Source organism: Alteromonas sp. BZK5 (assembly GCF_014349115.1).
Taxonomy (GTDB): domain Bacteria; phylum Pseudomonadota; class Gammaproteobacteria; order Enterobacterales; family Alteromonadaceae; genus Alteromonas; species Alteromonas macleodii.
On record NZ_JACSOE010000054.1, the window covers coordinates 15714 to 30806 of the forward strand.

Consider the following 15093-nt stretch of genomic DNA (forward strand, 5'->3'; position numbering starts at 1 on the left):
CTCAATTGCGATTCAAGTATGAGATTAAAAAGTTAGCCAAAAAGATAACAAATAATGTATGAAGTTTGATCTAGCGCAACTGTTTGATCAGACTAAAACTGCCGCCTTTTTTCGAAACAATTTAAAGCAGGCCTATTACGCTAACTATACGCCCAGTCGTGCGCTTGTTTTGATGCGTAGCTCTTCGATGGGAGTAAAAACGCTGTTCGTCAGTGTAAGTGCACAAGTTACTTTGTGTAATATTCTCAACGCCAGCTTGCTGCAATTGCACCTGTGCCACTAGAGGCAGATCTAATAAGTACTTCCCTCTATCAGAGCTATTGGCAATGGCACCGTCTATATGGCGAAACTTACTCGCCAACTGTGCATCAACTTCGTAGCAGGGCCCGCTGATTGCAGGACCAACCCAAGCGATGAGTTTTTTTGCATCGCTGCCAAAGTGTGAAACAGCACTTCCGATAATGTTAGTATCGAGACCTTTCCAACCAGCATGTACTGCCGCCACTTCTTGACCGCTTTCATCACACAATAAAATGGGCACGCAGTCTGCGGTCATTACCGCACAAAAATGCGATGTTGAAGAAGAATACGACGCATCAGCGGTGGTATCTGCGCTCGGCAATGACACCACGCGGTTGCTGTGCACTTGCTCCAACCATGTGATCTTTTCACTATGTGGAATCAGGCGTCTATTGGCTTTCACTAGTAGGAGGTCGTCCCCCACGTGGGCGCCAACGTTTAAACCTGCAAAATCCCCTATGCTTGTACCTCCCATTCTTGTCGTTGTGTATGCAACAACATTTGCGGGACATGACCACGCTGGCGTAATCAAATCCAGCGTGGATGATATAGGTGAATTTGCATCTGACAATGTCATAAGTTCGCCTTACTCATTAAAGCATATCTTGTGGATTGTCCGCGGTGTCTTTTTTCACGGCTTTAAGCAAGTCCTGCATATCTTGAGGTAGGGGAGCTTTCCACGTCATCCACTCTTCAGTTTCAGGGTGAAACAGCGAGAGCTGTGCGGCGTGCAACGCCTGACGTTGGAATCCGCGAAGCGCAGCGATAAATTCTTCTGACGCCCCTTTAGGAAGACGAGGACGCCCGCCATAAACTTGGTCGCCAAGCAAAGGATGCTTAATGTGGGCCATGTGTACGCGGATTTGGTGCGTACGGCCAGTTTCAAGCTTCAAACGCAGGTGCGTGTATGCGCGAAATTTTTCGATAACACGAAAATGAGTGACCGCTGGTTTGCCCATTTCACGTACTGCCATATGCGTACGTTTTGTTGCGTGTCTACCAATAGGCGCATCTACAATACCACCAGCTACCATCGTACCTAAGGCAACGGCTTCGTATTCACGACTCATTTCCCGACGTTGAAGTTGGTCAACAAGATGCGTTTGAGCAGGAATTGTTTTTGCTACGACCATTAACCCCGTCGTGTCTTTGTCAAGGCGATGGACAATGCCCGCACGTGGAACTTTGTCTATCTCTGGACAATGATTTAACAAGGCATTTAGCACGGTACCGCTTGGGTTTCCTGCACCTGGATGCACAACCAAATCAGCAGGTTTGTTTATGACTAGGATGTGTTCATCTTCATAAACAATGTTTAACGCGATGTCTTGCGCTTCGCTCGTTACTTGTACATCCATTTCGGCCTGTACAGTAACAAGTTCATCCATTTGCATTTTGTGGCGAGGCACGGTGATTACTTCACCGTTTACAGCAACATTCCCATCTTGGATCCAAGTTTTTAGCTTAGAACGAGAATATTCAGGGAACAAATCAGCCAAAACCTGATCTAACCGTAAACCAAAATGCGCAGCTTCCGTTGAAGCTTCTAATTGTATTGTGTTCGGCGACTGTGTCATAACACCATTGATTACGTTTAAAAAAGGGTATTATAACAAGTATTCACGCTGTACACTGCCTTGTTTACGTTTTTGTATGGTTTTTCTCATCGTTAGTACGTTAGAATGCAATTAAAGTGTTGTTGTTTAACACATGAGCTTAGACAGCGAAGTATTAAAACTGTTTAGCAGGAAAATAGAATTATTATGAAATCATTTCGTCTACTGGCCCCCGTTTTATTGGGTGCTATGGTATCTGTCGCAGGATGTAGCTCTTCAGATAATGAAGAAAAAGCCGTATTAGCTAACATGGGTGCGCAGCAACTGTACGACAGAGCAAAGCAGAGCATGGAAGTAGGTAACTTCAGCGCTGCAGCACAAACGTTAAGCGCGCTAGATTCGCGCTACCCGTTCGGTCCCCTATCCCATCAGGTACAGCTAGACCTTATTTATAGCTATTATAAGTCAGGTAAAAACGAAGAAACGCTTGCCACTATCGACAGATTTATTCGTCTGAATCCAAACCATTCAGATGTTGATTACGCGTATTACATGCGTGGATTAACTAACATGGAATCAGATAGCAACCTTTTCCAAGAGTTAATGAATATTGACCGCACGGATAGAGACCCGTCGAAGTCTCGTGCTGCGTTTGAAGATTTCCGTAGACTGATTCAACAATATCCAGATAGCAAATATGCCGCAGATGCGAAGCAGCGCATGGTTCATATTAAAGACCGCTTGGCTCGCTATGAAATCGCTATTGCACGTTTCTACATGAGACGACAGGCTTATGTCGCTGCAGCAAACCGTGGTCGCTATGTTATAGAGCACTTCCCGAATACCACTCAAGTGCAACAAGCACTCGAAATCATGGTTTCAAGTTATGAGCAGCTTGGCCTAGATGAATTGCGTAACAATGCGATGAAGACACTAAAGCTTAACTACCCTGACAGCGAATTTATTAGCTAGATTTGGCTATTCTGTTTTGCTAGAGCTTTATGCAACCAATAAAAAAACGCACATTTGTGCGTTTTTTTGTATCTGGATGTCACATATTGACTGCGTTCGCTTGATAGATTACTAGCGGAAAAACAAGTGACTAAAAGGGTTTAACAATCTTGCAAGGCCCGAAGTAAAGTGCAATGGCTGATCGACAATGCTAAATACAAGGCAGCCTTCTTTACCTTCGGATTTTGGCGTGTGCGTTTTATCACCATCCATGAAAATAAAGTCGCCGGTATCATAACGACTTAGCCCATCACTGAACTCACCATCAATGACTAATGTATATTCCGTACCACGGTGCGTATGCTCAGGTACACTACCGCCACTTCCCATGAAGATAAAGTTAGCTACACCTTGGTTTCCAAGGTCAACTGGCGCCTGCCACAGCTTCCCGACCAAACTTGACCAGTTACCTGTTTTATCAATGTAGCGGTGAAGCGTTCTGGGTACAGTGAATACTCTTCCATCTAACTCGATGGTATTTACACTTGCCTGCGCCCGCAAGGCCGCCCGCTTCTTTACGGGCTCACGATACGCTGTGGGCTGTTCCATCAAAGTGTTATTTTGTTTCGATGATGGGAGCTGCGTAATTTGGGATAGCATGTCACCAAACTGAAGCGACATTTCAGCTTTGTCGCTTGCGGTTGAATTGACGTTCGAAACCATTTGAGCAGCAAGACTTTCCGTTTCAATTTCAACAAAACGCTGACATTTTTCACACATGTCACAATGTGCAGAGACCATCAGTGATATAGCAGGTGACAATGTGCCCTCAACAAAATCTTTAAGTTGCTGGGCACTTGGGTGAAACCTAATCATTATCGTTTAACATGACCTTTAATCGTTGAAGTGCCAAACGTGTCCGCGACTTTACTGTACCTAATGGAATTGAAAGCTCATCGGAGACTTCTTGTTGTGACTTGCCATCAATATAGATAGCTTCAACCACTGCTTTCTGTTTTACAGGTAATGATTCGAACAAATGGCCAATCTGCTCTAAAGTAACTTGTTCGTCGAGTGGCGCCTCGTTTGCATCGGCTGTTTGCTCGCATAAAACTGGCCATAAATCGTCAGAACAAACATCCTCTTTCCTATTCCGCAGCTTTCGAAGCATATCAAAGCGGATGTTACGCGCAATTGTGAAAATCCACGTTGACGGAGAACCTTTTTCTGCATTGAACAGGTGCGCTTTCTGCCACACATTTGACATAGTATCTTGTACCAGTTCCATGGCCAGTGCCTCATTACCCATCTGTTTGAGTGCATAAGAGCGCAGCCGAGGCGCGAAATAGTTGAACACTCTTGCAAATGAGCGCTTGCATCGGGTGTCTGCAACCGCGACAAGGTAATCAGACATTTCAGTTGCACACTCTTTAGGCTTGATTGTGCTGTTGCTTTGTTCCAAAGGAATTCCAACTAACATAAGATTCGTCCGCTTTTCCGTTTTGGTTGTATCATTCTACGGCGTTATGACTTAAAACGTATGCGAAAATCGCTAATATTGGATTACGAATTTGTAATGTCTTTAACCGACTCAACGACTAAGCAATTAATGCAGAGAGATAGTTCAGTAAACTGGTACATTCTCTTTGCGCTAAAAAGTGCTGTTTTTGCGAGCCGTCTACTGGCAATAATTCTAACCACCGATTTAATACCCAATTAGGGCAATCAAACTTTGGTGATTCATAAAGCGATGCCAACTCTTCGTAATTTCCAAAAATTTCTTTAAGTCGCTCGTCCATAGGCGCTATTTGTTGAGGAGCCAAATCGCACTGCCAAGGTTCTAACACCTTGCAACTACCGGTACGAAGACCATCTTTTTCAACTTCTATGCTACTCACCTCAACTAAATGAGAACCAGCAACCTTTATGCCAAGCAACCCATCATCGAGCATGTCGAAGTCAACAACCTGCGCATAAGTACCTATTTTATGAATATGCTCATTCAAATTTTTGTCACCATTAGCATTAAGCATACACATCACAAAGCCTTTATTTTCGGCACATGCCTGTTTGACCATTCGCACGTATCGCGGCTCAAAAATACGCAATGCCATTCTACCTTCCGGCAGAAGGTGCGCAGATAAAGGAAATAAAGGAAAACGTTCTACACTCATACTCAGCACTTCCGAAAACACGAAAATAATTACGCAAGTGAGAACAATTAGGATCGAATGGGAAAATTTTTCACATATAAATGGAAAAACATGATCTTTAGCACGACGATTAATGTAATTTAGTTTTTAAATAAAACATTAACAGATTTCATATCAGAGACTTGCAATTTGAACGTGAAAATAACCGCGAATTTTTTTAAGCGTCGACATTACCGATATGCAAATCTGATTTTGAATTATGAGTTAAGGAAAGGCCATGGACGTCATTGGACGCTTTTGTAAAATTTACACAGACATATGTCAAATTTCTCCAGACGACCTAGAACATATCTATGCCGACGACATACTGTTTATCGACCCAATCACTACACACCATGGCATTGATGAAGTAAAACGCTATTTTTCCAACTTATTGACGCAAGCCGAAAGCTGTAAGTTCGACATTGCGGACATTTTTACTTGCTCGCCCAATGGCACAGAAGAGCATCCATCAAGTCATTCAAAGGTTACCCATATCGCAAATTGGACGATGACCCTTACGCTGAAAGATAGTGATAAGCAAATTACGCTAGATGGCACCACGCAACTTGGTGTCAGCGATGACAGCATTATTTACCACAAAGATTATTACGACTTGGGCGAAATGGTCTATGAGCACGTACCCATCCTAGGTTTTGTCGTTAAAAAAATTAAAGGGAAGCTAGCAAAGTGAAAAGTATTCTAATTACTGGCGCCACATCGGGTATTGGTAAAGCATTAGCAATAACTGCTGCAAACAGCGGTTATCAAGTGATTGCCTGTGGTCGAAATGAAGACACACTCAACGAGCTAAGTAAGTACAATAATATTAGCGCATGCCAGTTCGATGTCACTGATCTTGACGATACTCGACGGGCGCTAACAACGGTTAAATTTGACATTGCTGTACTCAACGCTGGTACCTGCGAATATGTAGATATCGACGACTTCGAGCCAGACATGTTTCGCCGCGTATTCGAACCTAATTTCTTTGGCGTTGTTCATTGTGTAGACGCTCTTCTTCCACGACTTAAGCAAGGCGACAAGCTTGTGATTGTTGACAGCATGGCTCGCCTACTCCCTTTCACACGAACGCAAGCGTACGGTGCGAGCAAAGCTGCCCTACATTATTTTACTAAATCATTAGAAGTAGACCTTCACCACAAAGGCGTGAAAGTGCAAGCGGTGTCTCCTGGATTTGTAGAAACGCCCCTCACAGATAAAAACGATTTTGAAATGCCAATGAAAATTAGCGCTGAAGAAGCCGCTGACGCTATGCTTAAAGGAATAGAGGGCAACAAACAAACAGTTTTCTTCCCTCGGTTCTTTGGTTTTATTCTGCGCTTTATGCATATACTGCCAACCCCACTGCAAAAGCGATTGTCGTTGGCAATGAGAGAAAAACAATAAGAGAAGATGAATGAACAATAAGATTGCCATCATTGGCACAGGTATTTCTGGTTTGACCTGCGCGCACCTTCTAAATAGGCAGCACGACATCACAGTGTACGAAGCAAATGACTATATAGGTGGTCATACTGCAACGAAGAAAATAAGCGACAATGGGGAAACTTACCATATCGATACAGGCTTTATCGTTTTTAATGATTGGACCTACCCTAATTTTATAAAGCTCATTAATCAGTTAAATGTTGAGTATCAACCAACAGAGATGAGCTTCTCTGTAATGAGTAAAAAGGCAAACCTCGAATACAACGGCAATAACTTAAACAGTTTATTTGCACAGCGGCGTAATATTCTGAGGCCTAAATTTTGGCGCATCGTGAAAGACATATTGACGTTTAACAAAGCGTGTAAAGCGATGGTCGCAGAAAACCGTGATACTTCTTCACTTACGTTAGAAGACGTCATTAGAGAATTAAAACTCAGCGATGACTTTGCACGTTATTATATCTTGCCTATGTGCGCCGCAATTTGGTCCAGCAGCTTAGAGCAAACGAGAAAGTTTCCACTCACGTTCTTTTTGCAGTTTTTCAACAACCATGGCTTGCTCAATATTACCGACCGTCCTCAGTGGTACACAATTAAAGGTGGGTCAAGCCAATACATTCCGCCTTTAATCGCACCATTTGAGTCTAAGATAAAACTATCGACGGCCGTTCTGTCGGTAGCGAAAAGCGATGATAAGTGGCAGGTTACCGACTCTTCAGGCAACGCTGCGATGTATGATCATGTGGTATTTGCGTGCCACAGTGGCCAAGCGTTAAAAATGATTCACTCACCGACTTCGCTGCATCGAGATATCCTTGGAAATATCCCTTACGCAGAAAACGACGTGGTGATGCACAAAGATATTTCACAGCTGCCTAAAAGAAAATTAGCTTGGGCGAGTTGGAATTACAGCTTAAAAGAAGACGCAAGTGAGGAAGCCCGCCCCGCTTCTGTCACTTATAACATGAATATTCTTCAACGCCTTGAAGCACAAAGCATCTACTGTGTAACGTTAAATAATACGGCGGAAATAGACCAAAAGAGTATTCTTCGAAGCTATCAGTACGCACATCCGCAATACAGTGCCAGCATGGTCAACGCCCAAGCAAGAAGAAATGAAATTTGTGGCGTAGACAACTTACATTTTTGTGGAGCCTACTGGTATAACGGTTTTCATGAAGACGGCGTAACTAGCGCACTTGATGTTTGTTCTCGCTTTGGTGAAGCCCTGTGATAGAAAGTGCCATCTACAAGGGTAAGGTTTATCACCAACGGTTTAAGCCTACCCAGCATAAATTTGACTATGACATTTATTTATTTTGGCTAAAGCTTGAGAGCAACGAACTCGAAATCTTGTCCAGTTCGTTAAAACGCTTCTCTGCATACGACAAGGCTAGAGTGCGTTTCAAGCGTGAAGACTACTTAGGTGATCCCTCTTTTCCTCTAGGTCAGGCAGTAATAGACAGAATGACAGAGTTAAACGGAGGGAAGACGCTTCAAGGCGATGTCTTTATGCTGGGACAACTGCGTATGTGGGGGCTTTATTTCAGCCCGGTGAATTTCTATTACCTACGCAATGCCGAAGGTAAGTATACACATATGCTTGCCGAAGTAAGTAACACGCCGTGGAATGAGCGTCATCACTACCTTGTAAATCTAGATACTCAAGACGATACGCCAAAAGCTTTTCATGTTTCCCCGTTTAATCCAATGGATATGACCTACAAATGGTCGATATCGCAGCCGTCGGCTAGACTGTCACTTGCGATGGATTGTGTAAGAGACGACAAAGAGTTCAGTGCAGGGATTAATTTGACTAAATTTACTTTAGATAATGCGAATCTATCTGCGGCACTTAAACGTATACCCAGTATGACAATAAAAACAGTGGCTGGAATTTATTGGCACGCGCTTAAACTACTGCTTAAACGAACGCCACTGTATACACACCCAGAAAAAAGTCAGGAACAATAACAATGTCTTTTGGTGAATCTGTACTACTGACCACCTCAGAGGTCTCCTTTGTAGATAAAGCGTGTAGAACTCTATTCCTACAATGCTTAAAACAACTGCCTTTTGGCAGTTTAACCATTCAAGAAAACGGCGATGTCGTTGCGCGTTTCGGCACAGGCGAAAGCGATTTGCGTGCAACGGTAAATATCAAGGATGTACAAGCCTATCGACGCTTATTGCTTGGCGGAAGTGTGGGCGCCGGAGAAGCATTCATGGATGGGTTATGGGACAGTGACGACGTAACAGCCGTGGTAAGAGTGTTTGCTAGGAATTTATCTACCCTTGACGAATGGGAGAATAAATTTAAATGGGTGACTATGCCCATCAACAAGATTCAACACTTTGCACGTCGAAATACAAAGGACCAAGCCAAGAAAAATATCGAGGCGCATTACGATCTGGGTAATAAGCTTTATACCCGCTTCCTTGACCCAACAATGATGTATTCGTCAGCCATATACCCAGATCCGAATGCAACTCTCAATGATGCACAAAATTACAAGCTCAAAGCCATTTGCGACAAGTTACAGCTTAGCGAAACCGATCATCTTCTAGAGATTGGCACGGGCTGGGGCGGGCTAGCCGTCTATGCTGCTAAGCATTATGGTTGCCGCGTAACGACCACTACCATTTCAGAAGAGCAGCATGCATGGGCAAAAGAATGGATTGCCCGAGAAGGACTTGAAAGCAAAATCACTTTGCTGAAAAAGGATTATCGCCTACTTGAAGGCAAGTACGATAAGCTCGTGTCTATCGAGATGATTGAAGCTGTAGGCAAACAATTTTTAGGAAATTTCTTTGAGAAATGCTCGTCACTTTTAAAAGACGATGGCCTAATGCTGCTTCAGTCAATAACCATTGATGACAGACGTTACGACAGCTATTCAAATAGTGTCGACTTTATTCAGAAATATATCTTTCCGGGTGGATTTTTACCTTCTCAGCACCAGCTTAACGCTCACCTGAAAAAGTACACTAATATGATGATTCGTGACTTACACGACATCGGGATTGACTATGCGAAAACACTGAACCATTGGTATGAAGCATTTATCTCTGCAAAAGATGAGCTTTTAAACGACGGTTATGACGAGCGTTTTATGCGGATGTGGACCTACTACCTGAAATATTGTGAAGGTGGTTTTTTAGAAAGGACAATCAGTACCGTTCAGCTTGTGATTTCAAAGCCTCATTACAGACTTGATTTGGCTCGTGTTTAACAACGCTAATTATCGATAGTAGTGACAAAAAAAGCGGCGCCCTTTTGGCGCCGCTTTCTTGTTTGAAGCTGACACTAGGTCAAAGCACTACTCATCTACAACTGATATAGGCTTCGACAGCATTGGCTTACCCTGATTAATATTAATTTCAACGCGACGATTTTGCGCTCGGTCTGAAGGTGTAGTGGCATTTTCTACAATTGGATCGGTATCTGCCTTACCCACTACCGACATACGACTTTCGTCAAACCCTGGCGCGGTCCGCATGGCTTCAGCGACCGCTACAGCGCGCTGCGCTGACAAGTCCCAATTAGAACGATAGAGTTCATTAGCAATATGCTGACCGTCACTGTGCCCTGAAATTTCGATTTCTCCAGGCACATCCGCCAACAGCGTACCGATTTTTCTCAACACCGGTTGGAATTGGGGCTGCAAAAAGGCCGAGCCCGCCGAGAAGGAACCGTTTTCACGGATTCGAATGGTTAACTGCTGACCCAACGATTCCATTTCCACCGAACCATCTAGAATTTGTTTTTCTAATTGCTGCGCTACTTTTTTCATCAGTTCAGCCATTTGCGACTGATCGGTGCTTTGCTCAGCCGATGAAGACGACTCAGTAGCCGTTTGTTGAGATTGTCCGCCACGCTGCTCGCCGCGCTGCTTCTGCCTTCCGCCGGCAGAGTCTTCGTTACCAGCCTGAAATTCCAGCATTTGCTGGGTCATTTCGTTAGTTTGCTGCTGAATGGATTCAATGGGCGTAGGGTCAGGTTTACCCGGACGAAATTCCATAGCAATAACACTGGTGCCCTTTGGAATATCTTTTACTTCAATTTTATTTTGCACACCAAAAGCAAACTTCATAGAGCCTGCAATTTGTTTAAACTTCAGTACGTCCATTTCCGAAAACGAAAGTAGCAGTACAAAGAAGCACATAAGCAACGACATCAGGTCTGCGAAGGTTCCCATCCAGGCTGGAAGCCCCTCGGGGGGACATTTTGGGCATTCTTCTTCGGCCATTACTCTTCCTCTGCGCTTCCGCGTTTACTCGCCGCAAGGTAGTTCTTTAATACTCCTTCGATAACACGTGGGTTCTGGCCGTCGGCTATACCCACAATACCGTCAAGAACAAGACTCTGGTTTAACTTCTCTTCTCCAGCTCTTACCGCCAGTTTAAAGGCAATTGGCAAACACACGACGTTGGCAAAAAAGGCACCATAAAGCGTGGTTAATAGCGCTACCGCCATGGCAGGGCCGATGGCTTTAGGGTCATCCATGTTTGAAAGCATGGCAACCAGACCGATCAAAGTACCAATCATACCCATCGCTGGTGCTACGTCACCCATTCCTTTAAATATAGAAGCGCCGAACTCATGCCTTTCCGTTGTCATAGAAATATCTTTAGCTAACGTTTCTCTCACCACTTCAATGTCGTGGCCGTCAACCAGCATGTCCACACCTTTTTGCATGAACTCATTTGAAATTTCCGCTTCTTCTAGTGCCAGAAACCCGCCTTTTCGCGCAGCGTCTGCCATTTCAACAATCTTCTCGATAAGCTCTTCAGGCGTTTCAATTTTGAACATGAATGCTTTGCCAGCAACTTTACCCGCACTGAAGAATTGGCCCAACGTAAACTGAGATAGGACAACAAATAGTGTTCCCCCGAATACAATAAGTATTGATTGCACGTCGATGAACATGCCCAAGCTGCCGCCCAGAATCATAGCCATAACTATGAAACCAATGGCGCCCAACATACCTATGACGGTTGCTAAATCCACTCACTCTTCCCCATTTATGCGCAGTCAGTGCTGTTAGTGTACAAATATCCTATCGGCAAAAGATAGAAATACTAAAACGACATTATTGAAAAATATCACATTTATTTGTTTATTATGAAGTAGGTTCTATGTAAAAGCGCTGCTTTGTCTGTTTTTATAAACTAAAAACATCTAGCGCTTTTTCAGCGCCTTACGTTTTCCTTCACAGTAAATAACACGGTTACTTCTGAAAGGTTACTGAGCCTTGCATCGAATATAGCACAATTTGCTTGTATGTTGCCTTTTGAACTGGATGAAAAAAAAGCTATGTTACTGTGATATAGGCGATATACGGACAAACCATTTGACCCTTGTGCAACCCTCGGTTAATGTGCGCGGTATACGTATTTTGGCCACTATATTGAGTGTTTTTATGACGACAGAAAAAGCATCAGCGTCTTTTGAAGAAACTTTATCAGAACTAGAAGCTATCGTTAACGAAATGGAAAGCGGTGATCTGCCTCTTAATAAAGCACTAGAAAAATTTGAACGCGGCATAGCACTTTCCCGCCAAGGCCAACAATCTCTTGAAAACGCCGAGCAAAAAGTAAAGATACTGCTCAGTGAACAAGGCGAAGAAACGCTCCACCCTCTTCCTGAAAGTGAACAGCCATAAATCGTTCATTTTTAACTAACAGGCAATCTATGAATTTTTCTGCTTTGCATCAGCAAGTTAAACAACAAACTGATGCATCTCTTCTTACATTAATTGACGAATTACCCGATTACGCGCCGCGCTTGAAAGACGCAATGCGTCACGCCTTACTTGCTGGCGGTAAACGGATGCGGCCACTACTTGTTCAAGTAGTAGGTAACACCCTAGACGTGCCCAAAAAAGACCAAATGGCTATTAGTATGGCCATTGAATGTGTGCATGCCTACTCGTTAGTCCACGACGATTTACCAGCCATGGACGACGACGACTTGCGCCGCGGTATGCCAACCTGCCATATCGCCTTTGATGAGGCTACCGCTATTTTAGCTGGCGATGCGCTGCAGGCACTTGCATTTACAGTGTTAGCTGATGCGCCATTAAGCACGTATGCTGAAACAAAGCGTAGCCAGTTACTGTCTGTACTTGCGAAAAGTGCGGGTTACATAGGTATGTGCGGTGGGCAAGCTATCGATTTAGCCAGCACCGGCAAAACCATCTCGCTAGAAGAACTAAAACAGCTGCATAGATTGAAAACCGGTGCATTGTTAAAAGCCTGCGTAGAAATGGTCGCCATTGTTAGTGAAGGCTTACTGCCTCAAACTAAAATTGACTTAATGGCTTATGCCGCGGATATTGGGCTAGCTTTCCAAGTTCAAGACGATATTTTAGATGTGGAAGGCAGTAGCGAAAAATTAGGTAAGCCCGCGGGGTCAGACGAAGCGTTAGGGAAAAATACCTTTCCAGCCAAACTTGGTATTACAGGTGCTAAACAAGAATTAGAAATGCTTCACGATAATGCACTTCAAGCATTGGCGCGTTTACCCTACAATACTGACAGTTTAATTGCGTTTAGCGAGCTTTTGGTAAAACGCGACCATTAGCCACGCGCCATGTTGAAAAAGATAATAAGTACATGAGTTTAGATCTCCAACATTACCCAACGCTTGCGCTTGCGCAAACACCCGATAAATTGAGGCAGTTGCCCCAAGACAAATTACGCGAGCTCGCCGATGAGTTGCGTGAGTACTTACTTAACAGCGTAAGCCAAACTAGTGGGCACTTTGCATCTGGTTTAGGCACAGTGGAACTGACCGTCGCTTTGCACTATGTGTACGACACCCCCTTCGATCGACTGCTGTGGGATGTAGGTCACCAAGCTTATCCGCACAAAATCCTTACAGGTCGTGCAGAGCGCATGAGCACCATTCGCCAAAAGAATGGTCTGCACCCTTTCCCATGGCCGCCTGAGAGCGACTACGACACCTTTGCAGTTGGTCATTCGTCTACATCGATTAGCGCAGGGCTGGGCATGGCTGTGGCTGCCGAAAAAGAAGGCAAAAACAGAAAGGTTGTAGCGGTAATTGGCGACGGTGCAATGACCGCTGGTATGGCGTTTGAAGCCCTTAATCACGCTGGTGATATCAAGAAAGACATGGTAGTTGTACTTAACGACAACGAAATGTCTATTTCTGAAAACGTAGGTGCGTTGAACAGTCACTTAGCTCGCTTGCTCACAGGCAACTTTTTCAACTCTATACGCGATGGCGGCAAAAAGCTGCTAAGCAATGTACCTCCTATTAAGGAGTTTGCCAGCCGTGCAGAAGAACACATTAAAGGCATGGTTGTCCCGGGCACGATATTTGAAGAGCTTGGCTTTAACTACATTGGCCCTATCGACGGCCACGACGTTAATGGTGTTGTCGATACGCTACGCAATATGCGCAAGTTTGACGGCCCGCAGCTACTTCACGTAGTCACCAAGAAAGGTAAAGGTTACGCGGTTGCTGAAGAAGACCCTATCAAGTTCCACGCGGTACCAAAATTCAATCCGGCTGACAACGCTTTGCCAAAATCTAAGCCTTCAGCCCCTACCTACTCTGTAATCTTTGGGAAATGGCTGTGTGATATGGCGGCACAAGACCCTAAGCTAATGGCGGTAACGCCAGCCATGCGCGAAGGTTCAGGCATGGTTGAGTTTTCTCAGCGTTTTCCAGAGCAGTATTTCGATGTTGCGATTGCTGAACAGCACGCGGTGACCTTTGGTGCAGGCCTTGCCAAAGACGGTATGAATGCGGTTGTTGCTATTTATTCGTCGTTCCTGCAGCGCGCCTACGACCAGCTCATTCACGATGTGGCGATTCAAGACTTACCCGTATTGTTTGCCATTGATAGAGCCGGTATTGTTGGCGCAGATGGCCCTACTCACCAGGGGGCGTTTGATATCGCTTTCCTGCGCTGTATTCCGAATATGGTGGTTATGGCTCCTTCAGATGAAAATGAATGTCGTCAAATGCTTTACACGGGTCACAAGCTACAAAAACCAGCTGCTGTTCGTTACCCTCGCGGTGCTGGCATGGGTGTCACGCCTGACGAAGCTATGACAGAGCTTGAGATTGGTAAATCTCGTACGTGTCGAGAATCATCAAAAGGCAAGTCTGAAAGTATCGCCATTTTAAACTTTGGCTGCCTACTGCCCTACGCGCTTGAAGCTGCAGAGGCGATTGACGCTACCGTTATCGACATGCGTTTCATTAAGCCGTTAGACGGCGACGCAGTATTAAAAGCAGCCAGTGAGCACAGTGCATTTATTACGTTGGAAGACGGCTGTATTATGGGTGGAGCTGGTAGTGCGGTGCTTGAACACTTGCAGCAAAATGGTGTTCTTAAGGCAGTGAAGATGTTGGGTCTGCCTGATAGCTTTATATTACAAGGCACTCAGCAGGAAATGTACAAAGAGCACGGCCTTGACGCTAAAGGTATTATTACAGCGGCTAGCAGTTTAAGCGCTAACTAATTGAGCTTTAAAATCACCACTAAGACATTAAAAAGCCCGCTATTTTGCGTAATGCCAGTCAGTTAAGCTGACTGGCATTTTTCTTTGTGGGGTATTTAGTCGGTCTTTTCCTCACTACTCTGGGGTAATACCTGTCAGGTCGT

16 protein-coding genes are annotated in these 15093 nt (G+C 44.5%); 9 read left to right on the forward strand and 7 right to left on the reverse strand.

Annotated elements, in window-relative coordinates:
• Positions 1-121: 121 nt before the first annotated feature.
• Complete coding sequence (pgeF, locus tag BIZ39_RS14805) at positions 122-877, reverse strand: peptidoglycan editing factor PgeF (RefSeq protein ID WP_187447346.1); 756 nt, start codon at positions 875-877, stop codon at positions 122-124.
• Positions 878-893: 16 nt separating this feature from the next.
• Positions 894-1877 carry a 23S rRNA pseudouridine(1911/1915/1917) synthase RluD gene (gene rluD / locus BIZ39_RS14810; RefSeq protein ID WP_014950071.1) on the reverse strand — a complete coding sequence of 328 codons (984 nt, stop codon included), beginning with the start codon at positions 1875-1877 and terminating at the stop codon, positions 894-896.
• 186 nt (positions 1878-2063) lie between these two features.
• Between rluD and BIZ39_RS14815 the strand changes: the two genes are divergently transcribed.
• Positions 2064-2828: an outer membrane protein assembly factor BamD gene (locus BIZ39_RS14815; RefSeq protein WP_014950072.1), complete on the forward strand. Its 765-nt coding sequence runs from the start codon at positions 2064-2066 to the stop codon at positions 2826-2828.
• 111 nt (positions 2829-2939) lie between these two features.
• Here BIZ39_RS14815 and BIZ39_RS14820 read toward each other — a convergent pair whose 3' ends face one another.
• The 3 genes from BIZ39_RS14820 to BIZ39_RS14830 all read right to left on the reverse strand — a co-directional run bounded on the left by BIZ39_RS14820 (position 2940) and on the right by BIZ39_RS14830 (position 4981).
• Positions 2940-3683 (reverse strand): ChrR family anti-sigma-E factor, encoded by a 744-nt coding sequence (locus BIZ39_RS14820; protein WP_049586615.1) that lies wholly within the window; start codon positions 3681-3683, stop codon positions 2940-2942.
• Complete coding sequence (locus BIZ39_RS14825) at positions 3676-4287, reverse strand: sigma-70 family RNA polymerase sigma factor (protein WP_049586614.1); 612 nt, start codon at positions 4285-4287, stop codon at positions 3676-3678. The genes BIZ39_RS14820 and BIZ39_RS14825 overlap by 8 nt, the downstream gene beginning before the upstream one ends.
• Positions 4288-4405: 118 nt before the next feature.
• Positions 4406-4981 carry an LON peptidase substrate-binding domain-containing protein gene (locus BIZ39_RS14830; protein ID WP_014950075.1) on the reverse strand — a complete coding sequence of 192 codons (576 nt, stop codon included), beginning with the start codon at positions 4979-4981 and terminating at the stop codon, positions 4406-4408.
• 256 nt (positions 4982-5237) lie between these two features.
• Here BIZ39_RS14830 and BIZ39_RS14835 point away from each other — a divergent pair, with 256 nt between their 5' ends.
• Genes BIZ39_RS14835 through BIZ39_RS14855 form a run of 5 tightly spaced genes read left to right on the forward strand, consistent with a single transcriptional unit; the run spans position 5238 to position 9684 of the window.
• The gene (locus tag BIZ39_RS14835) at positions 5238-5693 is read left to right on the forward strand and encodes a nuclear transport factor 2 family protein (protein WP_049586611.1); all 456 of its coding nucleotides are present in this window, start codon (positions 5238-5240) and stop codon (positions 5691-5693) included.
• Positions 5690-6409 carry an SDR family NAD(P)-dependent oxidoreductase gene (locus tag BIZ39_RS14840; protein WP_049586609.1) on the forward strand — a complete coding sequence of 240 codons (720 nt, stop codon included), beginning with the start codon at positions 5690-5692 and terminating at the stop codon, positions 6407-6409. The genes BIZ39_RS14835 and BIZ39_RS14840 overlap by 4 nt, the downstream gene beginning before the upstream one ends.
• A gap of 10 nt (positions 6410-6419) precedes the next feature.
• Positions 6420-7685 (forward strand): NAD(P)/FAD-dependent oxidoreductase, encoded by a 1266-nt coding sequence (locus tag BIZ39_RS14845; protein WP_187447347.1) that lies wholly within the window; start codon positions 6420-6422, stop codon positions 7683-7685.
• Positions 7682-8425: a DUF1365 domain-containing protein gene (locus tag BIZ39_RS14850; RefSeq protein WP_080986395.1), complete on the forward strand. Its 744-nt coding sequence runs from the start codon at positions 7682-7684 to the stop codon at positions 8423-8425. Before BIZ39_RS14845 ends, BIZ39_RS14850 begins: the two co-directional genes overlap by 4 nt.
• A gap of 2 nt (positions 8426-8427) precedes the next feature.
• Positions 8428-9684, forward strand: a complete 1257-nt coding sequence (locus BIZ39_RS14855) for an SAM-dependent methyltransferase (protein WP_187447348.1) — start codon at positions 8428-8430, stop codon at positions 9682-9684.
• 87 nt (positions 9685-9771) lie between these two features.
• Here the strand turns inward: BIZ39_RS14855 and BIZ39_RS14860 are convergent, their stop codons facing one another.
• Together BIZ39_RS14860 and pomA are read right to left on the reverse strand one after the other, a co-directional pair.
• Complete coding sequence (locus BIZ39_RS14860; RefSeq protein ID WP_014976980.1) at positions 9772-10701, reverse strand: flagellar motor protein MotB; 930 nt, start codon at positions 10699-10701, stop codon at positions 9772-9774.
• Positions 10701-11462, reverse strand: a complete 762-nt coding sequence (pomA, locus tag BIZ39_RS14865; protein WP_014950082.1) for a flagellar motor protein PomA — start codon at positions 11460-11462, stop codon at positions 10701-10703. Before pomA ends, BIZ39_RS14860 begins: the two co-directional genes overlap by 1 nt.
• A gap of 412 nt (positions 11463-11874) precedes the next feature.
• On the opposite strand from pomA, the gene xseB reads away from it, so the two are divergent.
• From xseB to dxs, 3 genes are read left to right on the forward strand one after another with little or no spacing between them, the layout of a single operon-like run.
• The gene (gene xseB / locus BIZ39_RS14870; protein WP_014976981.1) at positions 11875-12117 is read left to right on the forward strand and encodes an exodeoxyribonuclease VII small subunit; all 243 of its coding nucleotides are present in this window, start codon (positions 11875-11877) and stop codon (positions 12115-12117) included.
• 29 nt (positions 12118-12146) lie between these two features.
• Complete coding sequence (locus BIZ39_RS14875) at positions 12147-13037, forward strand: farnesyl diphosphate synthase (protein WP_014950084.1); 891 nt, start codon at positions 12147-12149, stop codon at positions 13035-13037.
• 32 nt (positions 13038-13069) lie between these two features.
• Positions 13070-14950, forward strand: coding sequence for a 1-deoxy-D-xylulose-5-phosphate synthase (gene dxs / locus BIZ39_RS14880; protein WP_187447349.1), 1881 nt, complete (start codon positions 13070-13072; stop codon positions 14948-14950).
• Positions 14951-15093: the final 143 nt, after the last annotated feature.

Bases quoted from the DNA above. Each gene is read 5' to 3' on its own strand.
- pgeF (WP_187447346.1), bottom strand. From the start codon at position 877: ATGACATTGTCAGATGCAAATTCACCTATATCATCCACGCTGGATTTG.
- rluD (WP_014950071.1), bottom strand. From the start codon at position 1,877: ATGACACAGTCGCCGAACACAATACAATTAGAAGCTTCAACGGAAGCT.
- BIZ39_RS14815 (WP_014950072.1), top strand. From the start codon at position 2,064: ATGAAATCATTTCGTCTACTGGCCCCCGTTTTATTGGGTGCTATGGTA.
- BIZ39_RS14820 (WP_049586615.1), bottom strand. From the start codon at position 3,683: ATGATTAGGTTTCACCCAAGTGCCCAGCAACTTAAAGATTTTGTTGAG.
- BIZ39_RS14825 (WP_049586614.1), bottom strand. From the start codon at position 4,287: ATGTTAGTTGGAATTCCTTTGGAACAAAGCAACAGCACAATCAAGCCT.
- BIZ39_RS14830 (WP_014950075.1), bottom strand. From the start codon at position 4,981: ATGAGTGTAGAACGTTTTCCTTTATTTCCTTTATCTGCGCACCTTCTG.
- BIZ39_RS14835 (WP_049586611.1), top strand. From the start codon at position 5,238: ATGGACGTCATTGGACGCTTTTGTAAAATTTACACAGACATATGTCAA.
- BIZ39_RS14845 (WP_187447347.1), top strand. From the start codon at position 6,420: ATGAACAATAAGATTGCCATCATTGGCACAGGTATTTCTGGTTTGACC.
- BIZ39_RS14855 (WP_187447348.1), top strand. From the start codon at position 8,428: ATGTCTTTTGGTGAATCTGTACTACTGACCACCTCAGAGGTCTCCTTT.
- BIZ39_RS14860 (WP_014976980.1), bottom strand. From the start codon at position 10,701: ATGGCCGAAGAAGAATGCCCAAAATGTCCCCCCGAGGGGCTTCCAGCC.
- xseB (WP_014976981.1), top strand. From the start codon at position 11,875: ATGACGACAGAAAAAGCATCAGCGTCTTTTGAAGAAACTTTATCAGAA.
- BIZ39_RS14875 (WP_014950084.1), top strand. From the start codon at position 12,147: ATGAATTTTTCTGCTTTGCATCAGCAAGTTAAACAACAAACTGATGCA.
- dxs (WP_187447349.1), top strand. From the start codon at position 13,070: ATGAGTTTAGATCTCCAACATTACCCAACGCTTGCGCTTGCGCAAACA.